This window comes from Streptomyces pyxinicus (assembly GCF_024753135.1).
Taxonomy (GTDB): Bacteria; Actinomycetota; Actinomycetes; order Streptomycetales; family Streptomycetaceae; genus Streptomyces; species Streptomyces pyxinicus.
This window is the reverse complement of record NZ_JANUGP010000002.1, coordinates 471983-497672: the sequence shown is the minus strand read 5'-3', so window position 1 is coordinate 497672 and position 25690 is coordinate 471983. Positions and strand designations below refer to the sequence as shown.

General features: G+C 68.9%; 23 protein-coding genes. 17 read left to right on the top strand and 6 right to left on the bottom strand.

Annotated elements, in window-relative coordinates; translation table 11 throughout:
* Positions 1-127 precede the first annotated feature (127 nt).
* From NX794_RS04830 to NX794_RS04815, 4 genes are all read right to left on the bottom strand, one after another.
* Positions 128-910, bottom strand: coding sequence for an ABC transporter permease (locus tag NX794_RS04830; protein WP_258776890.1), 783 nt, complete (start codon positions 908-910; stop codon positions 128-130).
* Complete coding sequence (locus NX794_RS04825; protein WP_258776889.1) at positions 907-1911, bottom strand: ATP-binding cassette domain-containing protein; 1005 nt, start codon at positions 1909-1911, stop codon at positions 907-909. The genes NX794_RS04830 and NX794_RS04825 overlap by 4 nt, the downstream gene beginning before the upstream one ends.
* A 75-nt stretch (positions 1912-1986) precedes the next feature.
* Positions 1987-2829 carry a DUF4097 family beta strand repeat-containing protein gene (locus NX794_RS04820; RefSeq protein WP_258776888.1) on the bottom strand — a complete coding sequence of 281 codons (843 nt, stop codon included), beginning with the start codon at positions 2827-2829 and terminating at the stop codon, positions 1987-1989.
* An 86-nt stretch (positions 2830-2915) separates the two neighbouring features.
* Complete coding sequence (locus NX794_RS04815; protein ID WP_258776887.1) at positions 2916-3431, bottom strand: toxin-antitoxin system HicB family antitoxin; 516 nt, start codon at positions 3429-3431, stop codon at positions 2916-2918.
* Between the two features lie 740 nt (positions 3432-4171).
* Between NX794_RS04815 and NX794_RS04810 the strand changes: the two genes are divergently transcribed.
* The 9 genes from NX794_RS04810 to NX794_RS04770 all read left to right on the top strand — a co-directional run bounded on the left by NX794_RS04810 (position 4172) and on the right by NX794_RS04770 (position 12398).
* On the top strand, positions 4172-4366 hold the full coding sequence (locus NX794_RS04810) for a hypothetical protein (protein ID WP_258776886.1): 195 nt from the start codon (positions 4172-4174) through the stop codon (positions 4364-4366).
* A 16-nt stretch (positions 4367-4382) separates the two neighbouring features.
* Entirely contained in the window at positions 4383-4577 is a 195-nt protein-coding gene (locus tag NX794_RS04805) for a hypothetical protein (protein ID WP_258776885.1), read from the top strand.
* A 292-nt stretch (positions 4578-4869) separates the two neighbouring features.
* Positions 4870-6618, top strand: a complete 1749-nt coding sequence (locus tag NX794_RS04800) for an alpha/beta fold hydrolase (protein ID WP_258776884.1) — start codon at positions 4870-4872, stop codon at positions 6616-6618.
* Entirely contained in the window at positions 6615-7199 is a 585-nt protein-coding gene (locus tag NX794_RS04795; RefSeq protein ID WP_258776883.1) for a hypothetical protein, read from the top strand. The genes NX794_RS04800 and NX794_RS04795 overlap by 4 nt, the downstream gene beginning before the upstream one ends.
* A gap of 122 nt (positions 7200-7321) precedes the next feature.
* Positions 7322-8083, top strand: a complete 762-nt coding sequence (locus tag NX794_RS04790) for a class I SAM-dependent methyltransferase (protein WP_258776882.1) — start codon at positions 7322-7324, stop codon at positions 8081-8083.
* A gap of 54 nt (positions 8084-8137) precedes the next feature.
* On the top strand, positions 8138-8317 hold the full coding sequence (locus NX794_RS04785; protein WP_258776881.1) for a hypothetical protein: 180 nt from the start codon (positions 8138-8140) through the stop codon (positions 8315-8317).
* Positions 8314-10035, top strand: a complete 1722-nt coding sequence (locus tag NX794_RS04780) for an ABC transporter ATP-binding protein (protein ID WP_258776880.1) — start codon at positions 8314-8316, stop codon at positions 10033-10035. Before NX794_RS04785 ends, NX794_RS04780 begins: the two co-directional genes overlap by 4 nt.
* Positions 10032-11492: a phytoene desaturase family protein gene (locus NX794_RS04775; RefSeq protein WP_258776879.1), complete on the top strand. Its 1461-nt coding sequence runs from the start codon at positions 10032-10034 to the stop codon at positions 11490-11492. Before NX794_RS04780 ends, NX794_RS04775 begins: the two co-directional genes overlap by 4 nt.
* An 87-nt stretch (positions 11493-11579) precedes the next feature.
* Positions 11580-12398: a M23 family metallopeptidase gene (locus NX794_RS04770; protein WP_258776878.1), complete on the top strand. Its 819-nt coding sequence runs from the start codon at positions 11580-11582 to the stop codon at positions 12396-12398.
* Between the two features lie 387 nt (positions 12399-12785).
* Here the strand turns inward: NX794_RS04770 and NX794_RS04765 are convergent, their stop codons facing one another.
* The gene (locus NX794_RS04765) at positions 12786-13571 is read right to left on the bottom strand and encodes a helix-turn-helix transcriptional regulator (RefSeq protein ID WP_258776877.1); all 786 of its coding nucleotides are present in this window, start codon (positions 13569-13571) and stop codon (positions 12786-12788) included.
* 546 nt (positions 13572-14117) lie between these two features.
* On the opposite strand from NX794_RS04765, the gene hemA reads away from it, so the two are divergent.
* Genes hemA through NX794_RS04725 form a run of 8 tightly spaced genes read left to right on the top strand, consistent with a single transcriptional unit; the run spans position 14118 to position 24381 of the window.
* Positions 14118-15332 (top strand): 5-aminolevulinate synthase, encoded by a 1215-nt coding sequence (hemA, locus tag NX794_RS04760; RefSeq protein WP_258776876.1) that lies wholly within the window; start codon positions 14118-14120, stop codon positions 15330-15332.
* Positions 15333-15389: 57 nt separating this feature from the next.
* Positions 15390-16241, top strand: a complete 852-nt coding sequence (locus NX794_RS04755; protein ID WP_258776875.1) for a TauD/TfdA dioxygenase family protein — start codon at positions 15390-15392, stop codon at positions 16239-16241.
* Positions 16229-17188 (top strand): 3-oxoacyl-ACP synthase III family protein, encoded by a 960-nt coding sequence (locus tag NX794_RS04750; RefSeq protein ID WP_258776873.1) that lies wholly within the window; start codon positions 16229-16231, stop codon positions 17186-17188. The genes NX794_RS04755 and NX794_RS04750 overlap by 13 nt, the downstream gene beginning before the upstream one ends.
* Positions 17185-18396, top strand: coding sequence for an ATP-grasp domain-containing protein (locus tag NX794_RS04745; protein WP_258776872.1), 1212 nt, complete (start codon positions 17185-17187; stop codon positions 18394-18396). The genes NX794_RS04750 and NX794_RS04745 overlap by 4 nt, the downstream gene beginning before the upstream one ends.
* Positions 18393-19406, top strand: a complete 1014-nt coding sequence (locus tag NX794_RS04740) for an MDR family NADP-dependent oxidoreductase (protein WP_258776870.1) — start codon at positions 18393-18395, stop codon at positions 19404-19406. Before NX794_RS04745 ends, NX794_RS04740 begins: the two co-directional genes overlap by 4 nt.
* A 45-nt stretch (positions 19407-19451) precedes the next feature.
* Complete coding sequence (locus tag NX794_RS04735; RefSeq protein ID WP_258776869.1) at positions 19452-21263, top strand: aminotransferase-like domain-containing protein; 1812 nt, start codon at positions 19452-19454, stop codon at positions 21261-21263.
* 38 nt (positions 21264-21301) lie between these two features.
* Positions 21302-23125: a phenylacetate--CoA ligase family protein gene (locus tag NX794_RS04730; RefSeq protein ID WP_258776868.1), complete on the top strand. Its 1824-nt coding sequence runs from the start codon at positions 21302-21304 to the stop codon at positions 23123-23125.
* On the top strand, positions 23125-24381 hold the full coding sequence (locus NX794_RS04725) for an MFS transporter (protein WP_258776867.1): 1257 nt from the start codon (positions 23125-23127) through the stop codon (positions 24379-24381). Before NX794_RS04730 ends, NX794_RS04725 begins: the two co-directional genes overlap by 1 nt.
* 145 nt (positions 24382-24526) lie before the next feature.
* Here the strand turns inward: NX794_RS04725 and NX794_RS04720 are convergent, their stop codons facing one another.
* The gene (locus NX794_RS04720) at positions 24527-25615 is read right to left on the bottom strand and encodes an IS630 family transposase (RefSeq protein WP_258776866.1); all 1089 of its coding nucleotides are present in this window, start codon (positions 25613-25615) and stop codon (positions 24527-24529) included.
* Between the last annotated feature and the right edge of the window lie 75 nt (positions 25616-25690).

Sequence of the window (25690 nt, the reverse complement as noted above, 5' to 3'; positions counted from 1 at the left end):
GCTTCTCCGATTCTGACCGGTTCGGGCCGGGCGCGGGGTCCTGGTTCCGACCGCGGGGTCCTGGTTCCGGCCGGCCGGCGACAGCAGGGCGGAACCGGGCCGTTCGGCGCGTGGTGGTGCCGTCGCCTCAGCGCTTGCTGGTGCTGTTGAAGAGGGAGCGGGACCAGACGTACCCCACCACGGCGATGCCGGCGCACCAGGCGAGCGAGATCCAGGCGTCGTCGCCGATCGCCGAGCCGGTGAGGAGGCCGCGCAGGGTCTCGGTCATCGGCGTGAACGGCTGGTGCTCGGCGAACCAGCGCAGGCCGGGGGACATGGAGCCGGCCGGTACGAAGGCGGAGCCGAGGAACGGCAGGAACTGGATCAGCAGGGGCTTGTTGCTGGCGGACTCGACGGTCTTGGAGATCAGGCCGAGCGCCACCGACAGCCAGGTCACCGCGAACGCGATGGCCGCGAGGAGACCGGCGGCGGCCAGCCACTCCAGCGGGTTCGCGTCCGGCCGGAACCCGAGGCCGAGCGCGACCCCGACCACCAGGACCATGCAGCTCATGGTCTGGACGACGCTGCCGATGACATGGCCCGTCATGAAGGAGGAACGGGTGATGTCCATGGTGCGGAAGCGGTTGATGATGCCCTCGGTCATGTCGGAGCAGACCGCGATCGAGGTCGACATCGAACCGGCGGCCACGCCCATGACGATGACGCCGGGTGTCAGGTACTCCAGGTAGGCGTCCCGTCCGCCGCCGAGCCCGGCGCCGAGCGCGTCCCCGAAGGCGTACACGAACAACAGCAGCATCAGGATCGGCATCATGGCACTGCCGAGGCCGACGGCCGGATAGCGGATCGCGTGTCGGAGGTTGCGCCGCAGCATCGTCATCGAGTCGTGCACGGCGTAGGTGAGGCTGCTCATCGGTGGGTCTCCTTGACGCGAAGGGGGGTGCCGGGGCCGTCCTGGGCGGTGCCCTGGCCGGTCAGGGTCAGGAAGACGTCGTCCAGGTCGGGGGTGTGCACGGAGAAGCCGGCGGTGCGGACGCCGGCGGTGTCGAGCCGGTCGAGCAGGGCGCGCAGCGCGTCGAGGCCGGCGTCGCCCGCCACCCGCAGGGTGAGGTTCTCGTCGTCCAGGGCGGCGCCGGGCAGGGCGCCGGTCGCGCGCTCGTACTCGGCGGGGTCGGTGAACCGCAGCCGTACGTGGCTGCCGGGGATCCGCGCCTTCAGCTCCTCGGCGGTGCCCTCGGCGACGATCCGGCCGCCGTCGAGGACGGCGATCCGGTCGGCCAGCTGGTCGGCCTCCTCCAGGTACTGCGTGGTGAGGAAGACGGTGGTGCCGCCCGCGACCAGCGAGCGCACGGTGTCCCACATGGTGCGGCGACTGCGCGGGTCGAGTCCGGTCGTCGGCTCGTCCAGGAAGATCACCTGAGGATCGCCGACGAGTGTCATGGCGAGGTCGAGCCGGCGCCGCATACCGCCGGAGAACGTCGCGGCCCGCTGCCGCGCGACGTCCGCGATGTCGAACCGCTGGAGCAACTCCCGTACCCGCGAATGCCCTTCACGCTTGCCGAGGCGGAGCAGGTCGGCCATCAGGAGCAGGTTCTCCTCGGCGGTGAGCAGGTCGTCGAGCGCGGCGAACTGCCCGGTGACGCCGATCGCGGCGCGCACCGCGTCCGGCGCGGTGGCCACGTCGTGGCCGGCGACCCGGGCCTGCCCGCCGTCGGCGGCGACGAGCGTGGACAGGATCTGCACGGTGGTGGTCTTGCCGGCCCCGTTGGGCCCGAGCAGCGCGAACACCGTGCCGGCCGGGATGCGGAGATCGATGCCGTCGAGGACGGTCTTGTCGCCGTACGACTTGCGCAGGCCGGTGACGGAGACGGCGGCGGCCGACTGCGCACCGCGCTCGCCGCTGGGCGTGGGCATGGGCATGGGCATGACAGGAGAAGACACGGAGCCCCCCGTTCGGAAGCGGAAGTGGAAGTGGAGTGGAGAGGGTCCTCAGGCGCGGGCACGGAGGACGTCGACATTGCCCCAGTTGGTGCGGGCGCGGACCTGGACGGTGTCCTCGGTCCGCTCCGGAGCCCCGGACGCGGTGAGCGTGTTGCGGACCTGCCCGTGGTGCGAGCTGACGTCGAGCCAGGCGGCGGTGCCCGCGCGGACGCCGATCTCGATGTTGCCGTTGGAGGTCTCCAACTGGACCTCGCCCCGGGCGACGTCGGCGACCCGCAGATGGCCGTTGGTCGTGGTGCCGGTGACCGATGCCTCGGTGCGGCCGATGTCGATGCCGCCGTTGCTGCCGCTCACCCGCAGGTCGCCGGCGACGGCGCCGAGGACCGTGGTGCCGTTGGTGTTCTTCAGTACGGCGGTCCCGTCGACGGTGCCGACGCGCACGCTGCCGGTGCTGGTGGTGATCTCCGCCGCGCCCTCGACCCGGTCCACGGTGACCGAGCCGTGCGACACGGTGAGTTTCAGCGGGCCGGTGGTGTCGAGGCGGACGTCGCCGGTCGCGGTCTTCACGCGGGTCTCGCCGAGGCGGCCCTCGCCGAGCACCTGGGTCGCGGAGCCGGTCGCCTCGACGCGCGAGCCGGTGGGCAGTTCGACCGTCACGTCCACACAGCCGGACGGCCCGATGAGCAGCCGCTCCCGCGTCCGGACGGTCAGGGTGCCACCGTCGAACACGACCTCGGTCTGCTCGGCGGCCCGTACGTCCTTGTCCCGCTTCGGGTCGAGGGGCCGTACCTCCACGATGGTCCGCTCGCGGTCGCCGGCGGCGAACCGGACGGCACCGGCGCCCACGTGGGCCGTGACGGAGATGGGCTCGGGGGTGTCGAAAGAAGGCATGGCTGTACCGTCCTCGTGAGTCCTGGGATCGTCCCCGCTGGTGGGACGTGATGTGGGTGGAGTGAGGGGGCGCGGGTACGGGGCGTCTAGCGCACCCAGCCCGTGAAGCTCTGTCCGATGGTGCGGGTCCGCTCGGCCGCCCGCGGCTGCGTACCGGTGCCGACCGCGGCCGACACGGCCCGAACGAGCCACGCGTTGACCGACAGCCCCTCCCGGTTCGCCGCCTCCTCGGCACGCGCCTTGAGGTGGGCCGGCAGCCGCAGGTTGACCCGGGCGGTGCCGCCCTCATCCCCCTCGGCGAACGCCTTGGCCGTCTCGCCGGGCGGGCCGGCGGCCACCTGCACGGGAGCCTCGTCGGCGGGTGGGGGCGTCACCACGAAGTCCGGGTCCAGCCCCCGCAGCCGTACGTCGACCGAGCCGGGCGCGAGTTCACGGGTGATCTCGTCCATCGCGGCGGAGAGCACGTTGAGCAACGTCAGCCGGGCCGCCGACTCCAACGGAGCGGTCAGCCGCTCGGCCAGCGCACGCGCGTCCTCCCCGCCGGCTTCGGCGGCCACCGCGAGGTCGCGGCGGAGGGTGTCGACATAGGGGGTGAGGTCCATGACGCCATAGTGGCACCGCGATGGCACCATGCGCAAGCCTTCTTGGTGCAGGGCATCAGACTGCCGGGACGAGAGGCGCTCTGGCCTAGAGGGAGTGGCGGGGAACTGGCGCGTGCTGTGATGGTGCCAAGCGCGCCCGATGGTGGTGAGGTGGCACCAGGTTGACGCCAGGTGGCACCATCTGGCGCGTAGCGAACGCATCCCAGGCCGCCTGGGGGTACCTGGGCTTTTCACCCGATTGATTTTCGCCAACATGATCGCAAGTCCGCGTCCGCGGCGACCGAGGGGGGCTCGGTTGGATTGATTCGAACCCATTTTCCGGACATGCACGGATGGCGTGCCCCTCGGGGTGTGATGGCAAGGGTCCCCTGGTCAAGCGGTGTGCAGGAGGTGGGCGGCCGATGAAGCCTTTCGGCCACGTGCGGATCCCTGCCGCACGGCGCGGCGGTCGAGACCCTGGAGCTGATTTGAGTCAGTGTGGCGTGCGTCACGCGCCTTGCGGTTGACCCCGTTGAGTAAAGGTTTCCTATAGTGGGAGCGCAACGGGGAGCTATCAGTGATCACCATGCTGAAGCAGTGACGTAATGACACGGGGGCTATGTGTGGCAATCTTCCATTCTTATGGGAGTTTCCGGCCGAGCGGTACTCGCCTTCCGGTCGTTTCGGCAATCGCATCTCGGGGATCTGCTTTTCGTTGCGAGAAGATCCAGTCAACGGATTGAGGCGAAAAGGAGAGTGTCGTGGCTGAGATAGCAGCCTTCATGAACACGCAGGAGATGCCCTCTCTCAAGGAGGGAATGGCCAAGGCGAACGGCACGCCGATCATGGCCACCCCCGCAGTTGTCGCCGTTCCGGCGGGCGCCAAGATCGCGGCGGCGGCGGTGGCATTCACCATTCCCGTCGGCGCGTACGTCACCGGGCGCGTCTTCGGCTGAGGAGGGGGAGATCCCGATGAACCGGATCACAGAGAGCGCGCGCAACGCGGCATCGCCGACTCTTTCCGAGAGGGAGAGCGACAAGGTTGTGCGGATGATGCCGGTGGCCTTCACGCCGAGCGTCGTGGCGCTGTGCCCCTACGCGGCCGGCGGGTTGGCCGCGGGTGCCGCGGTGGTCGGTGCCTACGAGGCCGGGCGCGCGGCCGGCTGAGTCCCACCCAGACGCCTGCGTGCTGAGCGCAGGCCGTAGCGGCACCTGCGGCAGAAATCCCGCTGGTGCGACGAAGCTGTCGGGCCGCGCTCCAATCGCGGCCCGACAGCTTTCCCATGTTAGCCGACCCGCTAACCGGTCAGGAGGGATCTTGAGGTACCTTAAAAGGATCAGCTCGGCTGCTTTCGGCCCTGTGCCGATTTCGCGACTCAGGGCGTTAGGGGTATCAGAGAGGCTGGTAGCGCTGACAACGCTTTCCTCTTCTCTTGAGTACATGAGTCAGCATAGGCACATGAATCCCGGTGGACTGAACGACTGGGAGATCATGAAAAGGACTCCGGAGGCCAAGAACGTGGCTCTCCGGAAAGTCGCGGACAGGGTCAGCGGAAAGAAAACCACGCTGGCGCTGCATGGGGCGCGAGCTGCGGTCAGCGTCGGCATGCTCCTGCCAGGAAATTCCCGATGGCGCGGCGTTGGAAGCCTTTTCCTGAGCGGCACAAGCTGTCTTCTGCAAGCTCGCCATCGTTATGGGACCGACGGGTCGGACCAGGTGGCAAATCTGGTGCAAAGCGTGACCGGTATTGCACGACTGGCAAAGAATCCGCAAACTCAGGACGCTCTTCTGTGGTATATCGGAGTGCAGGCGAGCATGTCCTATGGCGTCTCCGGCTGGGTCAAGCTGGTGGGGGACAAATGGCGGGACGGGACGGCCCTTCCGGGGGTGATGCGGACGCGGACGTATGGTTCTGAGCCGATCTACTGCCTGACGCAACGTCACCCGAAGGCCTCCAGGGCCGTTCAGCACGCGACCTTGGCCATGGAGTGCCTCTTCCCGCTCGTCTATGTGGCCGGTGGTCGCCTCACTCGCCCGTTCCTGGCCGCCGCCGGCGGTTTTCACGTGGCCAACGCCTTCGTCATGGGGCTCGGACGGTTCATGACGGCGTTCCCCGCTATGCATCCGATGGTCGCCTACACCACGGCGCCCAAGGCCCACCCCGCGGTCACGGGACGTGACGACCGGGCGGCCCGCGCGGCGGCCCTGCTGCTGGCAGTCGGTGTCGCCGCCAGTGTTGCCGTCGCTGCGCAGCGTCGAGCCGTCGTTCTGGAAGGCTGGCCGACCTCTCGGAAGCTCGTTACCCGGCACGGTAACGAACTGATGTACGAAACCGGGGGCCCGGATTCGGACGCTCCGGTCCTGGTGTTCTGCGCGGGGCTGGCCTCCACCTCGGAGCACTTCGCGTGGATCACCGAACGGTTCGCGCACGGCTCGGAGCACGCCGTCGTCTCCTACGCACGGGCGGGCTACGCGGGAAGCCGCCGCAACACCAAGGCCGTCTACGAGTTGGCGGAGTCGGTCGACGACTTGGAAGACCTGGTACGCGCCGTCGTACCGGAGAACCGCAAGGTCGTACTGGTCGGTCATTCCCTGGGCGGGGAACTGATCCGGCGACTCGCTCAGCGCATACCGGGCCGGTTGGCGGGACTTGTCTACCTCGATCCGTCGCACCCGGCGGAACTGCAGCGCTCCGATCGCCAGCGCGCGGGAGCGAAGGACCTGCGCGTCACACTGACCCATGTAGCCCGGTATACCCGTCTGGGTACGGGGGTTCTGATGAGCCGGCCCGGCTGGGTCGACAGGCTGCCCGCGGCGTACCGCGAGAAGGTGTTCGCGCAGTACACCGACGCCCGCCTGTGGACCGCGGGCAAGCGGGAGTGGCTGGCCGTCGAGAAGGAGTTCACCGAGTTCACGGGGGCCGTCGAACCGCTCACCACCCCCGCGCTGATCATCGCCGCGCAGCAGACCGTGGACCAGGACCCCGAGCAGTTGCTGCTGTACAACGAGCTGGCTCGCGCCCATCGAAGCCACGGCGGACGGGCTGCGGTCGAAGTCATCGAGGGAGCCGATCACGACTCGATGCTGACCGAGGCGCGCTATGCGCATGAGGCGGCTCAGCTCATGGCCGAGTTCCTCGCGGCGGCAGAGCGCCGAAGCGAGGAGGCCGACACGGTCGCCGCCCACGAGGGAGGGGCTGAACGATGAAGCCCGTCGCCCTCTTCAAGGACACGTTCACCGGTCCGGGCTCCCTCGCGCGATGGGTGGGAGCGGGCATGCTGGTGACGACACTGGCCGCGCAGCATCCGCACCTCGTCTTCGACCGTGCTCGCACCAGAGATCTTTTCTCCATGGTGCCGAACTGGAAGTTTTTCGCCCCGAACCCGGCGGTTCACGACTTCCACTACACCTACCGGACCCTTGATCTGGACGGCGAGACCAGCGAGTGGCGTGAGATCGAGATGATCGCGTCCCGGAAGCTGTACCAGGCGTTCTGGTTCGCCTCCCGCCGTCCGGAGAAGGCGGTCTTCGACATCTGCACCGCCATCCTGCAGGAAGCGCAGAAAGGCGGGATCCGGCAGGCCCAGACGCTGTCCTCCTACCACCTGCTGGTCGAGTTCATCCGCCGTACCGTCCGCGAGAAGCAGGGCGAGGAGGCCGTGAAGGGATTCCAGTTCGCGGTGGTCCGCGCCGCAGGACACGACCGCGGCGAACAGCCGGAGACCCTCTTCGTCTCGCCGTACACGCCGATGACGACGCCGGCGCCGCAGCACCTGGTCGTCGCCTAGCAACAGGCCTCGCACGACCACAACGGTATGACGCGGCGCCCTGCCGTCCGGCGGGGCGCCGCGAACCGGCGCCCCCGACCGGGGGCGACCGCCGCCCGAAGCCTGGTAAGGAGAACCAGCAGATGAATGGCCCCGTGGACGACATCGGGTACGGCAAGCAGTTCGCCACCTGGTACGACCGCCTCTTTCCCAAGGACGCCAACGCCCTCACCACGGCGGAGACGCTCGCCGGCCTTCATCCCGATCCAGGACAGGGCACCCTGGAATTCGGCGTCGGGACCGGCCGCATCGCCATCCCGCTCTCTCAGAAGGTCGGCCGTGTCGTCGGCCTCGACTCCTCACCGGAGATGCTGGCGCTGCTGGCCGACGATCCGGGAAGCATGGACGTCACAGGTGTCCACGCGGACATCCGCACGTATCACGATGACCGCGGCTACGCCCTCGTCTACGCCGTCTGCGGGATTCTGTCCATGCTCCTGACCCCGGAGGACCAGCAAGAGACCGTGCGGCAGGCGGCAGAGCTCCTGGTACCGGACGGCCGTCTGGTGATCGAGACCGGCAACCGGCCGGCTGTCGAGGCGATGCACGAAGGACTGGCACGCACCACGCTGTTCACCCCGTACCCGGAACCCGGTACCGGACTGCAGACACACTCGACCCTCCCCCCGGGATCCGATCTCTGGCAGTGCTCCCACGTCTGGTACGAAGCCGATGGAACCACCCGCGTGGGAAGCGAACTCGCCCGCTTGACCACCCCGGACGAAGTCGACGCCTACGCCGTCGCGGCCGGCCTCACTCCCGAAGCCCACTACGCCGATTGGCAGTTGTCGCCGTACACCTCTCAGTATCCGATGTTCCTCGCCACTTATCGGAAGGACGCGTGAGCCGGGACTGAACCACAACCACCCGCATCCACGCCACAACCAGGGAAGGGAGTCATGGTGACAACCAATCGAGTGGTGTCCTTCGTCGTCGCCTTCGTCGTCGCCGTGCCGGTCATGCTGATGGTCTTCCGCGAAAGCGGCGAACTCACCAGGGCCGGCTGGGCCAAGAGCCTCGTCTTCGGAGGCAGCATCGCTGTGATCGTCGCGATCGCCTTCGGCAGGAGCAGGCGGTGAACCTCTCCGCCGTCGTCCGCCGCCACCGCACCCTGCTCGGCGCGGGCATCCTGCTGGGCTTGCTCGGGACGGCCGCGACGCTTCTACAGCCCCTGCTCATCGGCGACCTGATCGAAGCGGTGGCCGTGGACGAGTCGACCACGCGGCCGATCCTGTTCCTCGCCGGGCTCTTCGTCGCGGACGCGCTGCTGGCGGCCACGCACTTCTATCTCATCGGGCGAGCCGGCGAGAACATGGTGTTCGACATGCGGGCCACCCTCACAGGGCGTCTCCTGCACGCCCGTATCCGCGCGTTCCACCGGCTCGAACACGGCGACATCTTCACCCGTACCCTCGGTGACACCTCCTTGGCGCGCGTCGCACTGTCGTCTTCCGTATCCCAGATGATCACTTCTGGATTCACGGTCATCGGCTGCGTCGGCGTCATGCTCTGGCTCGACTGGCGCATGCTGCTGGCCACCGCCGGCTGCCTCGGTGCGGCTTCGGCGATCGGGCTCGCTCTGGCGCGAGCCGTGCGTGCGGCCGCGGTGACGAACCGCCAGCACACGAGCGACTACGGATCTGCTCTCCTGCGGGTCCTGGGTGCCCTCACAACGGTGAAAGCGTCCCGCGCCGAAGAGCGCGAAGCCGAACGGATCGGAGAGCTGGCGGACGCCGCGCGGCTCAGCGGTATCCGTGTCACTCGTCTGTCGGCCCTGCTGATGCCTGCCATGAACGTGGGCACCCAGGTGTCCCTCGCCGTGGTGATCGCCTGGGGCATGTCCCGTACTGCCACGGGTGCGCTGCCCATCGAGGACCTCACCGCGTTCATCATGTACCTCTTCTACCTGGTATCCCCTCTCGTGATGCTGTTCATGGCACTCGGGGAGATCCAGCAGGGACGCGCCGCGATCGACCGGGTCAAGGACCTGGCCCACATCGAGACAGAGCCCACCGAGGGCGCCCCGGCTCCTGTACCTGTCGTGGGTGCGTTCGCCGTCGAGTTCGAGGGTGTCACGTTCTCCTACGGTGACACCGCCACGCCTGCCCTGACAGGGGTGTCGTTCTCGCTTCCGCCCACGGGCGTCACCGCGATCGTGGGTCCTTCCGGGTCGGGCAAGACCACACTGTTCCAGCTCATCGAGCGCTTCCGGACGCCCGACGAGGGAACGGTCCGCCTGTCGGGCGCGGACATAAGCGCCATACGCCTGGACGAACTGCGATCCCGCATCGGCCTCGTCGAGCAGGACGCGCCCTTGCTGCGCGGAACCGTCAGAGAGAACCTCACCTACGCCTGCCCTGACGCCACTGCCGCCGACATCGACGAAGCCCTGGCCGCGGCTCACCTCACCGACGTCGTCAGCGCACTGCCGGACGGCTTGGACACCTCTTTGGGCGAGGGCGGGACCGGACTGTCCGGCGGGCAACGCCAGCGCCTCGCCATCGCCCGCGCCCTTCTCGCCCGCCCGGACGTCCTGCTGCTGGACGAAGCCACCGCGCACCTCGACTCCGACTCCGAGACCGCGCTTCGCTCGGCCATCGCCGACATCGGCACGCGGTGCCTCGTCCTCACCATCGCCCACCGCCTCTCCACCACCATCGGCGCGGACCGCATCCTCGTGATCGAGGACGGAAGGCTGCGTGCCAGCGGTACCCACGCCGAGCTGATGGAGAGCGACACGACGTACCGACGCCTCGCCGGCGGACAGCTGACCCCCGCGAGGGGAGGTGCGCGGTGACCGACGCCGCGATCGTGGGTACGGGTCCCAACGGACTCGCCGCCGCCGTCACGCTCGCCAGAGCCGGGCTCGAAGTGGTCCTGCACGAACAGGCCGACACCCCGGGCGGCGGCCTGCGCTCGACGTCGCTCTTCGACAGCGCCGTCGTCCACGACATCTGCTCGGCGGTCCACCCGATGGCCGGCGCGTCCGCGTTCTTCCGGTCCTTCGACCTGCCCGCGCGCGGCGTCCGCCTCCTCCAGCCCGACATTCCCTACGCCCACGCCCTGCCCGACGGACACGCGGCGGCGGCCTGGCGGAGCATCACACGCACGGCCGAACACCTCGGCGCCGACGGACCGCGCTGGACACGCCTGCTGGGCCCACTGGCGGAACGGTCCACCGCCGTGGTCGACCTGCTTCTCTCCGACCAGCGTTCCCTGCCCCGCGACCTCCGTGTGCCGGCACTGCTGGCGCCCCGGATCCTGGCCCATGCCACGAACCGCACACCGTTCACCACCGCTGAGGCCAGAGCCCTGCTGACAGGCGTGGCCGCCCACGCCGTCGGGAAACTGCCGTCGATGGCATCGGCGGCGGTGGCCCTGCTGCTGGCCCACACCGCCCACTCCAGCGGCTGGCCGCTGCCGGAAGGCGGAAGCATCCGCATCGCCGACGCACTCATCGCCGACATCACCGCCCATGGCGGCACCCTTCACACCAGCCATCACGTCAAGGACCTGGCGGAGCTGGGCGACGTACCCCTCGTCCTCCTGGACGTGAGCCCCAGGGAATTCCTCACCATCGCCGGAGACCGGCTTCCGCCGGCATACCGCCGACGCCTGCGCCGCTACCGCTACGGCCCGGGCGCGGCCAAGGCCGACTTCCTGGTCAGCGAACCCATCCCGTGGACCAACCCCCTCTTGCGGCAGGCCGGCACGGTGCACCTCGGCGGCCCGCACACCGACATCATCGGACAGGAGAACGCGACCGCCGCGGGCCGGCAGGTCCCCGACCCGTTCACGCTGGTCGTCGACCCGGCCGTCACCGACCCGACACGCGCCTCCGGCCACAAACGCCCGGTGTGGGCATACGCCCACGTGCCCAACGGAGACACCCGGGACCCGGTCGGGATGATCCGTGCGCGTATCGAGGCGTACGCCCCCGGGTTCACGGACACGATCACCGCCTCTCGCGGCTTGTCGGCGGCCCAGTACGAGACGTACAACCCGAATTACGTCGGCGGGGACATCGCATCCGGTGCACTGACCCTGCGCCAGAGCCTGGCCCGCCCGACCCCGCGCCGGGACCCGTACACCACTCCCCTGCGAGGCGTGTACCTGTGCTCGGCCTCGACTCCGCCGGGCCCGTCCGTCCACGGCATGTGCGGCCACCTCGCCGCCCTCTCGGCACTCCGACGGCACCACGGCATACGGACGTCCCCCGACCTGTCCCCGACACAGGGTCAGGAGCACATCTGATGCCCGTGCTCCTTGGACCGTCAACCAGTATTGATCTCTCCGAACAGCGTCGAATCGCCGCATTGACCCAATGAACGAGGTGCACTCTTGCTGACGTCCCTGTGGAAGCGCCACGGCCTGTTCCTCGCTGCCGGGGCCCTCTGCGTTCTCGTGAACGGCCAAGGGCTGGGCCCTTTGTGGTTCACGGGGGCCGCCCTCCTGGTGCTCGGCGGCCTGATGCGCTGGGGGATGTGGCGCAACCAGCGGCCACCGCGAGGACAGTCACCCGTCCGGGTCGAGGTGCCCGTCCACGGACGCTGGCGCGCACTCAACGGGCCCGGCACCAAGGTCCCCAGTCATACGCACAGCCACGCGCAGACGTACGCCATCGACCTGACGCGGCACCCGGTCGAGGAACCGGCGCCGTCCTTCCGCTGGCTGTGGCCGCTCGGCAGGCGTCCCCACCACTACCCGGCCTTCGGCAGCCCGGTGCTGGCCCCCGGAGACGGCATGGTCGTGGCCACCGCCGACCGTCAGCGCGATCACTTCTGCCGCACATCGCTGCCGGGCTTCCTCTATCTCTACCTGGAAGGCTTCGTCCGCAGTCTGGGCCGGCCCCGCCATCTCTGGGGCAACTACGTCATCCTCGAACTCGGGAAGGGCGTGTACGCGGGCTTCGCCCACCTGAAGCGCGGCTCGCTTCGGGTGGCCGTGGGAGACAGGGTCACCGCTGGCCAGCAGCTGGCCGACTGCGGCAACTCCGGCAACTCCTCCGAACCCCACCTGCATTTCCAGCTCATGAGCGGGCCGGACTCCGAGACCGCTCGCGGCCTCCCCTTCACGTGGCGCTATCGCGACGACGGCGGCACCGAGCACGAAGGAGTTCCCGAGGACAACGTCTGCTTCACTTCGCCGGGGTCTCGATGACTGCCCGACCCAGATGTCATCCCCAGCGCCGCTGCCCTGCCGCGCCATCAGCGTCCGTACCCAGCCGCTGTCGTAGGCGATCACGAGCCGTGTGTACGTGTGCATCGACCGGCTGTGTGTAGCCGATCTCAATGCCGAGCGGGGCGGTGCCGACCTGTCAGGCGCTGCACCAGCTGGTGTTCGTCCTGGTGGGCGTCGTGATCTTCTGACCTCCAAGCCTTTCACCACGCCGCATGACTTCCTGACAACGGGTGCGGCCCTGGACATCGCGTCACAACCCCTCGCAAGCGCGAACTCGTACGAAGCGGGGGAGCGCATGGCTCCGTTGTCCGGCGACTATGAGATGCCGACCGCGCCTTACTCGGGGACGGCCCGACCCGCCGCGGCTCAGAGTTCGGAAGCCTCGGGAAACTCCTCGTCGAGGAGGCCCGCCCTGGCGATCAGGTAGGCGAGCTGGGCGCGGCTCCGGCTGTCGAAGGCCTCCGAGGCCTTGGCCATATGGGTGGCCACCGTCCGGACGCTCATCCCGAGCCGGCTGGCGATGGTCTTGTCCGTGTAGCCGTTGACCATCAGCTGCAGGACCGCCTTCCGGGTCTCGTCGAGTAGCAGGGGCGGGCGGTATTCGCTCGGTGTGTGCGGCAGCGGGGTGGCCCGCACCCAGGAGTGCTCGAAGAGGCCGACCAGGTAGCGGACCACCCCGGGGTGTTCGATGGCCAGCGCGACCTGTCGGCGTTCCTCCACCGGATCGGGGATGAAGGCGATCCTGCGGTCGCACACGATGAGCCGGTCGAACACCTCGTCCAGAGTGCGCACCTCGGCACCGGCCGCCGAGATCCGCTCCACGTAGGACAAAGTCGGTCCGTGAGTGCGGACGGTGTGCTGGTAGATGGTCCGTTGGCGGATCCCACGCTCCAGCGCGGGCAGATCGCTGTCGAGCGCCTTCCGCAGGAGTTCCTGCGGCCGGCCGCCTGCCGGTTGCGCGGTCAGAAGTTCCTCATGGCAGGAGTGCACGGCGGAGGAGAGCGTGGCGCTGATGACGTCCGCGCCGCGGATGACGCGTATGGACGTGTCGCCGTCGCCGCGTGCGCTGTCCCAGTAGACCTCTTCGGCCCGGTGGAGGGAGGTCCGGGCCGCGCTGAGGGCGCGCTGGGCCTCCTCGATCGTCCTTTCCATCGGGCGCGTCACGGTGTTGGCGGCCAGGCCCGGAGGGACCGCCGCGAACCGCCCCCCCGGTATCCGGCGCAACAAGCCCAGCGACAGCAGACATTCAGGACATTCATCTGACGGCTCACTCCCCCTCAGAGCCTCCGCGTAGAAGCTCAGACCCTCCTCGCAGATCTCGGGCATAGAGCTTTCGCCCGCTATGACCAAGTTTGTGCACATATGCCGATCCTTCATATCCTGCCGTTGCACGTTCATGCTCCAGGAAATCCCTTTGCCCGACCAGAAGCGGCCCCCATGATTCTGATCACGGGCCTGATCAACTAGGCCCGGCAGAAACCTGGGGGGTTCTCATGCGTAAGAAGCGCGTTCTTCAGCACACTCTCATCGGTCTCGCGGCAGCCGTTCTGACGGTACTGGGGGTTTCCTCCGGCGGCTCCGTGGCCGGGACGGGGATCGAGAGGGCCGTGTCCGCAGCGCCGATGAATGACTCGCAATGGGGCTGATGCGAGCCGTGCGACCGGCCTCAATTCCCACCCTTTTTGCGTAGGAGACATCATGTCGGCCCTTCCACTCGAAACACAGCCCGACTCCGTCTTCGGCGGACTGAGCAAGCGGCTGGAAGACCTGAAATCGTCCGGTCTCTATCGGGAGTTCACACCCTGTTCCTACCTGGCGGCCGAGCCCGGCCACGCGATGCACCAGGGGCGGCGCATCCAGGTCTGGTGCACCAACGACTACCTGGGCATGAGTCAGAACCCGAAGGTCATGGAGGCGCAGATCGCCTCGACCCGGCGGCACGGCACCGGCAACGGCGGATCGCGCAACATCGCGGGAACCAGTGAGGCGCACGTCGACCTCGAACGCCGGCTCGCCTCCTGGCACCGGGCGTCCCGCGCACTGGTCTTCTCCAGCGGATATGTCGCCAACTTCGAGACGCTGTCGACACTGCTGGCCGCTGTTCCGGAGGCGGTGGTCTTCTCGGACTCCCTCAACCACCGATCACTGATCGAGGGAATCCGGGCCTCCGGAAACCCCAAGCATGTGTTTCCGCACAACGATGTACGGGCCCTGGAAGAACTTCTTTCCCGGTATGACATCGAGCGTCCCAAGCTGATCGTGTTCGAGTCGGTCTATTCGATGGACGGTGACATCGCGCCGATCCGCGAGATCTGCGATCTGGCCGACCGGTACAACGCGATGACCTACTTGGACGAAACCCACGCGATCGGTGTCAACGGCCCGACCGGCGCCGGAATCTGCGAGGAAATCGGAGAACACCGGCCCACCTTCGTGCAGGGCGTCTTCGGTAAGGCCGTCGGCACCACCGGCGGCTATGTGGCCGGCCCCGACACCGCCCTGGACTACGTGCGCTCGCACGCTCCGGGATTTATCTTCACCACCACCATTCCGCGGTCGAGTCTCGACGCGACACGGCACAGCCTCGATGTCATCCAGTCCTCGGAGGGGGGCGAACTCCGCCGGGCGCTCCGGGAGAACGCGGCTCGTATGCGTGCCGCGCTGCACGCAGCCGACATCGACTTCATCGATGCCGAGAGCCACCTCGTCCCCGTGCTCGTACCGGGAGGTGAGCGCGTCAAGCGCGTCTCGCGACGGCTGCTCGACGAGTTCGGCATCTACGTCCAGCCGATCAACTACCCCTCCGTCGCCAAGGGCGGAGAGCGGTTCCGCGTGACCGTCGCTCCGTTCCGCACCCAGCGGCAGATCGAGGAATTCGTCCGCGCTCTGCGCGTCTGCCTCGACGAGTCCTGAACCGGTCCCGAACGGGTCAACCGGCCCTTCCCACCTTTTCGCCAAGGAGATTCACCCATGGAGACAAAGCAGCTGACCCCGTCCATCGGCGCCGAACTGACCGGAGTCGATGCCGAGGACCTGCGGCGCCCCGAGGTCTTCGAGCAGTTCCTCGGCCTCGTCCACCGGCACGAACTCGCGGTGATTCGCGGCCTGGAGATCACCCCGGCCCAGCAGATCGAGCTTGCCGCCAAGGTCGGCCGACCGGTGCCGTTCCTGATGGCCAAATACCGTCACCCCGAGCACGCGGAGATCATGATCTCCTCGAACGCCATGAAGGCCAATCGCCCCGTCGGCGTCGCCCGGGTCGGCAACTTCTGGCACCAGGACTCCTCCTACATGAAGGATCCGGCGCCGTACACGATGCTGCACGGCGTCCAGGTGCCGAGCACCAGCGGCCACACCCTGTACGCCAGCGCTGCCGACGTATACGACCGCCTGCCGCAGGAGTGGAAGGACAAGATCGCCGGCCGCACGGCCCTGCACACCGTGACCAAACGCCAGCGGATCTCCGCCGACCACGTCGGCCTGTCCATCGCCGAGTTCAAGGAACTGGTCAACCAGGAGTACCCGCCCGTCGAACACCCGCTGGTACGGCGGGATCCGTACACCGGCCGCTCCTACCTGTACGGCGCCCCGGAGTACATGCACTCGGTGGTGGGCTTCGACGCCAACGAGAACGCGGAGTTCTTCGCCGTGATCGACCGGCTCATCCAGGACCCGGAGCACGTCTACACCCACCGCTGGACCACCAACGACCTGGTGGTGTGGAAGACGGCGACCACATACCACGCCGCGACTGAGGTGGAGCCCGGGGTGGATCGCACCGTGCACCGGGTGAGCATCGAGGGCGGGCAGTGGGCGGCATAGTCGACTTCGCCGTCGCCTTCCCCTCCGCGAGGGCCGACATCCGGGCGATGCACAGCGCCTCCGGTGTCGCCCTCGCGGACCTGGCACGGATCACGCACTGCGAGAGCTTCCCGGTACTCGCCGACGGCGAGCGGTCCTGGGAGCTTGCGCTCGGCGCGGCCCGTACCGTTCTCGACCGCACCGGCGTGCCGGCCTCCCGGATCCGACAGGTCGTCTACGCCGGGTCCGGCGAGTGGGACCGGCCCTTCTGGTCCCCGGCCGCGAAGGTCGGCCACCTGCTGGGCGCCGACGACGCCCACTGCTACGAAGTCGCGAACTTCTGCAACGCCGGAATGACCGCGATCCGCCTGCTGTGCGCGGCAGGTGCCCTGAACGAGGGCGAGTACGCCCTCGTCCTCGTCTCGGACCGGCTGAGCCGGATGGTGGACTACCGTGACCCGGATTCCAAGGCTCTGTTCAACTTCGGTGATGCGGCTGCGGCGGTGCTGCTTCAGGGCGGTGCGGGCCGTTTCCGCTTCCTGCACTCCGCCATGCGCACCGACGGCAGCTGGGCCGACTACTACGCGGGGGAACCGGCCGACGGCCGCGTTCTGATCAAGCGTACGGCCCACCGCACGGGCCTCGCGGACGCCTATGTGCGCCAGTTCACCGCCCTGGTGGACGAGAACCTGGCCGCTGTCGGCCGCACCCGGGACAACATCGCCCACTTCCTGATCAACCACGGCGACCGCGACATGCACGAACGGCTGCTCGGCAGCCTGGGCATCCCCGCCGAGCGCAGCGTCTTCAACTACGACCGCCTCGCCCACATGGGCGGCGCCGACACCCTCATCGCCCTCGGAGACCTTCGGGACGCGGGCCGGCTGCGGTCCGGCGACCTGATCATGCTCGCCACCAGCGCCATGGGCTTCAGCTGGGGCATCACGACCTTGGAGTACCAGGGATGAAGATCCTCGTCATACACCAGGTGCCATACCGGAAGATCGCCTACCACCGGGGCATCGACCACGAGCGGCACCACGTGACCTACATCGGGCACCCCCACCGGATGGCCGACCTCCCCGAGGGGTTGCGCTGCGAGCGCGTCGTCCTGGACACCGGCGAGGACCTGGTCGCCGGCATCAGCGCCCGCACCTCCCAGGCCGACGGCTACGAGAAGGTGCTCGCCCTGTCCGAGTTCGGCATCACCGAGGCCTGGCATGTCCGCCGGCACCTGGGCATCGACGGGCCGGACCTCGAACGGCTGGAGCGGGTCCGCGACAAGGTGCGCATGAAGGAGGCCTTGGCCGGCTCCGGCCTGCGCTTCCCTCGCTTCGTGGCCGAACCTGCACCGTGCCGGCCGCTGCCGTGGGAGGGCCGTACGGTCCTCAAACCGCGCCAGGGCGCCTCCAGCGAGAACGTCACCGTGCACGAGACGGCCCGCGAGGCGCTCACCGCCTACCGGAAACTCCCCGAACGCGGGGAGTTCCAGCTGGAGGAGCACATCGACGGGGACCTTCTGCACGCCGACGGCCTCGTCGTGGACGGCCGGATCGTGAGCCTGTCGGTCAGCCGCTACGTCAACAAGCCCGTCGACTACGCCTCGGGAACGCCGCTCGGCTCACACCAGGAGGAGGTCTCGCCGGAGTACCGGGCCTTCGCCGAGCGGGTGGTGACGGCCATCGGCATCGAGGAGGGCTCTCTCCACCTGGAGTTCTTCGAGACCGGCGCGGGAGAACTGGTCTTCCTGGAGGTCGCCAACCGGGTCGGCGGCGCGTCTGTCGTCCAGACCCACGAGCAGCACACCGGTGTGCACCTGCCCTCCCACGAGATCGCCGTCCGGCTGGGGCTCCCGCGGCCGGAGAGCCTGCCTCCCACCGGCCGCTACCACGGCTGGCTCGCCTTCCCCGGCCACCACCTGGACGCAGACGCCGGCACCGAACGGCAGATCGACGTGCCCTCGTACATAGGCACGCACCCGTGCGCCGACCGGATCCACGTCCTCGCCCCGGACCAGGAGACTCCCCGGCACATCACCTATCAGGAGTGGGAGGTCCCCGTCTTCATCGAGGCATCCCACTCGGACGCCGGAGAAGTGCGCCGCTTCCTCACGGAAAGTGCCGACACCGTCTCGGTCGCGGCCCGGGCCACAGCAGCGAAGGAGACGGCGGCATGAACGGCACCGTACGCACGGCCCGCGCCATCCAACAACGTCGGCGGCCTCGGGGCATGCCCGTGCCCGAGGACTTCGCCGAGGCCGAACTCGTCCTGCCCGCGCTGGAACCGGGCGACGCCCTGGTGGAGAATCTGTGGCTGTCCGTGGACCCGTACATGCGCGAGTGCATGGACGGGGACTGGGAACTGGACAGGCCCCTCGAAGGCCGCTCCATCGGCCTCGTGGTCGAGACCCAGAGCCCTGAACTCCCCATAGGCTCGCTGGTCTTCCATCGCGACGGCTGGCGGACGCACACGGTGCTCACTGCTCGGGACGCCAGGGTGCTGCCGCGCTACGACGGAATAGCGCCGCAGACCTTCCTCGGCCTGCTCGGCGGCACCGGTCTGACCGCCTACGTGGCCCTCACCCGCATCGCCCACCTGCGGCCGGGCGAGACCCTCTATATCTCCGCGGCGGCGGGCGGAGTCGGCTCCGCGGCGGGACAGCTCGCCCGGCTTCTCGGTGCCGGCCGGATCGTGGGCAGCGCCGGCTCGGCGGACAAGGTCCGCATCCTGACCGAGGAACTCGGCTTCGACGCGGCCTTCGACCACCGGGCGGGGCCGTCGGTCTCCGCCCAGCTCGCCGAGGCCGCCCCGGACGGTATCGACGTCTGCCTTGAGAACGTCGGTGGGGAGCACCTGGAAGCGGCCGTCGAGGCGATGCGCGAATCCGGCCGGATCGCCTGGTGCGGTGCAATCGCGCAGTACAACATGACCTCCGCCCCCGCGGCGCCCCGCAACCTGTTCGACCTGGTCGCGAAGAGTATCCGGCTGGAGGGCTTCCTCGTGGCCAACCACCGCGACGCGCAGACCGAGTGGGAGGAGTTCCTGGTACCGCACCTGCGGTCAGGGCGCGTCACCGACCGGCTCAGTGTCACGGACGGGTTCGAGCGAACCGTGGACGCCTTCCTCGGGATGCTCCGCGGCGAGAACACCGGGAAGTCCGTCGTGCAGCTGACCCCGCACAGCTGAGCGAGACCGCTCGGAAGCGGTCCCAACGAAGTCGGAGACCCCCTCATGTCCCCCTTGCCCTCGGGACTGCACCTTAGCGTCGTCTCCCTCGGCTCCTCCCGGCGCGTCTGCGCCATCTGGAAGGTCGGCGGCCCCGTCGATCCCGGTCGGCCCTGCGCCTTCCCGGACGCGCTGCTGTTGCCCCGCCGAGGAGCGGAACAGGACTGGGCCGCCCAGATCGCGTTCGCCGCGCTGGACGAGCAGGGCCTCGGCGACGGGCCCGCCTGCGTCGATCTGACCACGACTGCCAAGGGAGTCCGGTTCACCGCGCTGCGCGCCGGACTGTGCCACCCAGACCTGATGGAGCTCGCCCACGCGGCACTCGGCGACGGCCACCGGGAGTGGACCGACCTCTCCCGCAGCCGCCCCGTCTCCTTTCACGCCACCGCCGCCCAGCCATACGCGCTCCGCCAACACGCCGCAGCTGTGACCACCCACACCCAGGACGGGCCCGGCCGCCTCCACGTCCTGCACCGGCGATCGGAGCACGTGCTGCGCGCTTATGCCGCCGCACGCCTCGCCCGCTCCGCAACCACACCAGCCCCTTCGACATCCCAACACCAGGAGACCGCCATGCCTCTCACCACCGAGCGGCGAAAACCCCGTCCCGCTTCCCCGGGCCCGGCCCTGGAGGCTCGCCTCTCACGCAGCGCGAGGACGATGGTGCCCTCGGAGGTGCGTGCGCTGTTCTCCGCCGCCAACCGCCCCGACGTGGTCTCGCTGGCCGGGGGCATGCCGAGTCCCGCTGTCCTGCCCACCGAGGAGATGGCCACGGTCACGGCCGCAGTACTGCGCGACAGCGGCACCACCGCCCTGCAATACGGCAGCGCCCAGGGCGACCCGGCCCTGCGTGAGCGGATCTGCGGCATCATGCACGACGCCCGGATCACCGCCCGGCCGGACGACGTCCTCGTCACGGGCGGCTCCCAGCAGGCGCTGGACCTGGTGGCCCGGGTCCTGCTCGATCCGGGGGACACCGTCGTCGCCGAGGGCCCCACCTATGTCACCGCGCTCGGCACCTTCGCGGCGGCCGGAGCCAGGGTCGTACAGGTCGGTATGGACCGCGACGGCGTCATCCCGGACGAACTGGCCGCCGCCTTCGCCCGGCTGGCCGCCCAGGGTCGCCCCGGGAAGATCTTCTACACCGTCCCGACCTTCCAGAACCCGACCGGCGTGACGCTCTCCCCGCGGCGCCGCCTCCAGATCCTCGACATCTGCCAGGCCGCCGGCGTCCTCGTTATCGAGGACGACCCCTACGGCATGCTTCACTACGCCGGCGCACCGCCCCGGGCCCTCGCCGCCGACGCCTCCGAGCACGCCGTCTACCTGGGCACCTTCTCCAAGACACTGGCCCCCGGGCTGCGCGTGGGCTGGGTGCACGCCCCCTCGGCCCTCACCCGCAAGCTGGTGCTCGCTGCCGAGAGCGCCACGCTCTGCCACTCGGCCCTCGCCCAGCTGACCGTGGACCGCTACCTGCGCACACACCCCTGGGACGAGCATCTCGCCATCGCCCGCGCGGGATACCGGGAGCGGCGCGACACCATGCTGAGCGCCTTGGCCGCGTCCATGCCTCAGGACGTCTCATGGACGGTCCCCGACGGCGGCTTCTTCGTCTGGACAACCTTCCCGGGGGGCGTCGACGCCCGGGAGCTGCTGCCTCGGGCCCTGGCCGCCGGAGTCTCCTTCGTCCCCGGCACCGGCTTCTACGCCGACGGCCGGGGTGCGCACCACGGCCGGCTCTCCTTCTCCTACCCCGAGCCCGAGCAGATCGAACTGGGCGTGCGCCGACTCGCCTCGGTGATCGCCGAGCACCGGTGACCCGACCCACACTGACCGCCTGACCCGAGGACACACCCGTGAGGCACTACCCCACCGACCTGCTCCTGGCCGTCGAGCACGTCGAGCGCACCGTCGCCCGAGGCGAACTCGGCTCCCTGGAAGCCGAGCTCTCCCGCGCGGGTATCACCGCGCCGCTGCGCCGCTTCGACAGCGAACAGCTCTACGAAGGCCTGGAACGCCTGCTGGAGGGAGTCTCCCAATACCCCTGGCAGCCCTTGACCGATAGCAACGACGTGCTGGAGACCGGGCCCGTCGGCACCGTCGTACTCGATGACGAGTCCGCCGAGGCCACGCTGCGCGGACTCCTGCTCGCCTGGGCCCTGGGCAACCAGGTGACCGTACGCTCGGCTCGGCCCGCGCTGTGGGCGGCTGTCATGGACGGCCTGCGCCAAGCCGGCGTCCCTCTGCCCGCGGGCAGGGTTGTCGAGCCTGAGGCGGACGTACCCGGCGTGCCCGTCCGGGTCCCCGCGTTGGCCCTGGACGCGCTGCTCTCCCTCGACTGCACCGCCCCCTGGGTCCACCGGCTGCTGCGGCGGCGGCACCGGCCAGGCCTCTCCCTCGCCCGGGCTCGCAGCGAGGACACCGAAGGCTACGAGGGCAGGATGGCGGCGAGGATCCGCTACCTCCTCGCCCGGGCCCGGCGCACCCCCCACTACGCGGCACTGCCCGACGTCACGCACCCCGTCGGCATCACCGCCCTGCCCGTACTGGACAAGGCCATCCTGGAGGCCCACTCGCTGCCCACGAGCCGGGCGATGTGCAGCGACAGCATGGCCACCGGTGAAGTCCTCAGGTCCGGTGCGACCAGCGGCAGCCCGCGCTTCATCCCGTACGCGCGCGGCGACTGGGACAACATGGTCCGGGAGGCCGTACCCGTCTGGTACGACCTCGGCGTCCAGCCCGGCGACCGCATCATCAACACCCTCTTCGGCGGAAGCATGTACGGCGGCCTCACCACGTCGTTCAGCGAGTTCTCCCGGATGCCCGTTGAGTGCTACACGACCGGCCAGTTCGTCACGGTCGACGATCTGCTGATGCTCTCCGAGAGCTTCGGCGCCAATGTCATCCTCGGCATGCCTGCACTGATCCTGCCGCTGCTGCGTGATGCGAAGCGGCGCGACCCCGCGTTCCGCATCGACAAGGTCGTCTACGGTGGCACGCCCATGACGGAGACCGACAAGGACTGGCTGCACCGGGAACTGGGGGTCCGCGTGGTCTCCAGCGTGCTCGCGGCGAACGACGGTGCCCAGCTCGGCCACCAGTGCGCCCGGCTCGGTGGAACGCTGCACCACGTCAACGACGACTACAACCTCATCGAGGTGGTGGACGAGGACGGCAGGCCACTCCCTGACGGCACGGTCGGTGAGCTGCTGGTCACCTGCCTCCAGAAATTCGAAGGCCCCCTCGTGCGTTACCGCATCGGCGACATGGGCCGCATCCTCCACCACGCCTGCCCGTGCGGGGTGCATGGAAAGGTCCTGGAGTACCTGGGACGGTCGGACGGCCTGATCCGCTTCAAGGGCGAGACCGTCCTGTACTCCGACGTCCTCGACGTCCTGGCCGCATTCCAGGTCTCCCAGTTGCAGATCGAGGTCCACACCGAGGGCAGCAAGGAGATTCTGACCGTCCGCACCGAGGCCCCGCAGCTCTCCCGGACCGAGCGGGTACGTGAACTGCTCATGGCCACGTTCCCGGTCCTCGGTGACTACCAGGACTTCGACGCCGGAATCGACCTCTACGAGCTCAGGGTCGAATGCTTTGCCGAAGGAGAACTGCCGCGTAACGCGGTCAGCGGCAAGGTGAAGCCGGTCATCGACGGCAGGCTGGGGGTGGCGGGCTGATGTTCCGCGATCCAGTGGCCCGCACCATGCTCGGAGCGATCTCCCTGTCCAGCGTCGGAGTGGGCATCCACACCCTGGCGATGGGTCAGCTTCTCTACGAGCGCACCGGCAGCCCGGCGGCGTTCGCGCTCGTCCTCACCCTCCAGGGCGTGGTGGCCTTTTGCGTGCTGCCGGTGTGCGGGCCGCTCGTGGACGCGGTCAGCTCCAAGCGGGTGTACGCCCTGTGCGGGATAGGCCGGGCCGCCACCGTCTTGCTGATCATCGGCCTCGCCACGCTGCCGGGGGGCCGAGCCGTGCCCTGGATGGTGGCGGTGGCCGCGCTGCTCGCCGTTTTCGACAACATCGAGCGGTCGGCACTGTTCAAGCTCACCGCGCACCATGTGGACAAGGCCCACATCACCCGGTTCAACAGCCTGATCGGGGTGGCGTTCCAGGCGGGCGCGCTCACCGGCATGGCCTTGCTCGGCCTGATCCTGACCTGGGGCGGGGCCGGGCAGGCACTCCTGGTCGACGTCGCCATGTCGGCCGCCTGCGCGCTGACCGTGAGCCGCGTCCGCCTCACCTCCGCCGAGAGCACCGTACCGCTGTCGGCGCACACGCTCACCACCGCCATAGCGGGCACGGTCGGTGAGTGGAGGCGCATGCTGACCCGCTACCGCGGGGACAAGGCGGTCTTCGTGACGATCGCCCTGTGCGCCGGGGACTTCGTTCTCGCCCAGGGCCTGAGCACCTTGGTCATCCCCCTGGCCGACACCGTCCGAGGCGGCCAGGGCTGGTACATCGCCGCGCTGGAGGCCACCTTCGCCGTCGGCATGATCAGCGCGTCCTTCTTCGCCGGCCGGCTCGTCTCCCAGCGGCTCCTGCCCGTATGGCTGCTCTGCCAGAGCGGTGCCGCAGCGGCACTGGCTCTCGGGGGATCCAGCGCAGTGCACTTCCTGGCCTTCTTTCTGGCCGGTTTCGCCAATCTGAACAGCCTGACCTGGCTGCTCACCTCGCTCCAGCAACGGGCCGAGGACGATGCCAAGGGCAAGATGGCCTCCCTGCGGCTGCTCGCCATCGGCCTGGGCACCGCCGTCCTGATGCCCACGGTCGGGTGGTTCGCGAACTCCGGCCTGATGGAAGGCTTCTGGAGCCTGGCGGTCACCATGGCCGTGTTCGCCCTGGGCGGGGTTTGGGTCTCCCGGGCCTATGTACCACTGACGAGTCCCGGGCACACGGCGATCTCGGGAGCGAAGGCCGATGGCCTGTCTCGCTGACCTGCTCTACCCCCGACGCGGTGAGCTGCGTGGAGCAGTTGGACTGAGACGGTCCGGTTTGCTCGCGTCTCACCGGGTCTGCTTTGCCTCGCTCGTTCTCGTCACTCGTCTCACCGAATTCACTTCGCTAGCAGCGCTCTCTGCCCTAGTGTCCCGAGTCGTTAATTCGTGTGCAGTATGCGGCGAGGGTGTCGAGGATGTCGTCGGCGGTCTTTGTCCAGACGAACGGCTTGGGGTTCTTGTTCCACTCGTTGATCCAGCCGCGGATGTCCCGTTCGAGTTCGACGACGCTGCGGTGGGCCGAGCGGCGGAGTTTGCGGCAGGCCAGCTCGGCGAACCAGCGCTCGACGAGGTTGAGCCAGGACGCCGAGGTGGGGGTGAAGTGCAGGTGGAAGCGCGGGTGACGGAGCAGCCACTTCCTGACCGGTTCGGTCTTGTGGGTGGCGTAGTGGTCCAGGACCAGGTGGAGCTCCAGGTCCTGGGGGACGGCTGCGTCGATGACCTTCAGGAAGCGGAGGAACTCCTGGTGGCGGTGGCGGCGGTAATGCTGGGCGATGACCGAGCCGGAGGCGATGTCCAGGGCGGCGAACAGGCTGGTCGTGCCGTGCCGGACGTAGTCGTGCGTCATCTTCGCCGGCACGGTCGGTGCCATCGGCAGCACCGGCTGGGTCCGGTCCAGGGCCTGTATCTGCGACTTCTCGTCCACCGCCAGGACCAGGGCGTTCTCCGGCGGCGACAGGTAAATACCCACCACATCACGGACCTTGGTCACGAATTGCGGGTCGGTCGACAGCTTCCAGGTCTCCACGATGTGCGGCTTGAGGCCGAAGGCCCGCCAGATCCGCGAGACGGCCGACTGCGACATGCCGGCCGCTCCGGCCATCGATCGCGTCGACCAGTGCGCGTCACCCGTCGGCGGCGCCTGGCCGAGCGTCCTGGCGACCAGTGCCTCGACCTGCTCGTCCGTGATCCTGCGCGGGGCTCCCGAACGAGGCCGGTCCACCAGGCCCTCCAGACGGTCCGCGACGAACCGGGACCGCCACTTGCGCACCGTCTCCCGCGAGACACCAAGGTCATCCGCGACCTGCGCGTTCGGCAGGCCCTGCGCGCACGCCAGCACGATCCTCGATCGCAGCACCAGCGCCTGAGACGCGGTCTGCTTGCGCAACCAGCCTCTCAGCACCCGGCGTTCGTAGTCGGACAACTCCAGCGGCAACGGCTTCGGACCAGGCACCACCCCACCCTACAACCGCAAGCGAACTAACGACTCAGGACACTAGCGCAGGCCACCCGCCTCCGCTGGGGGTTC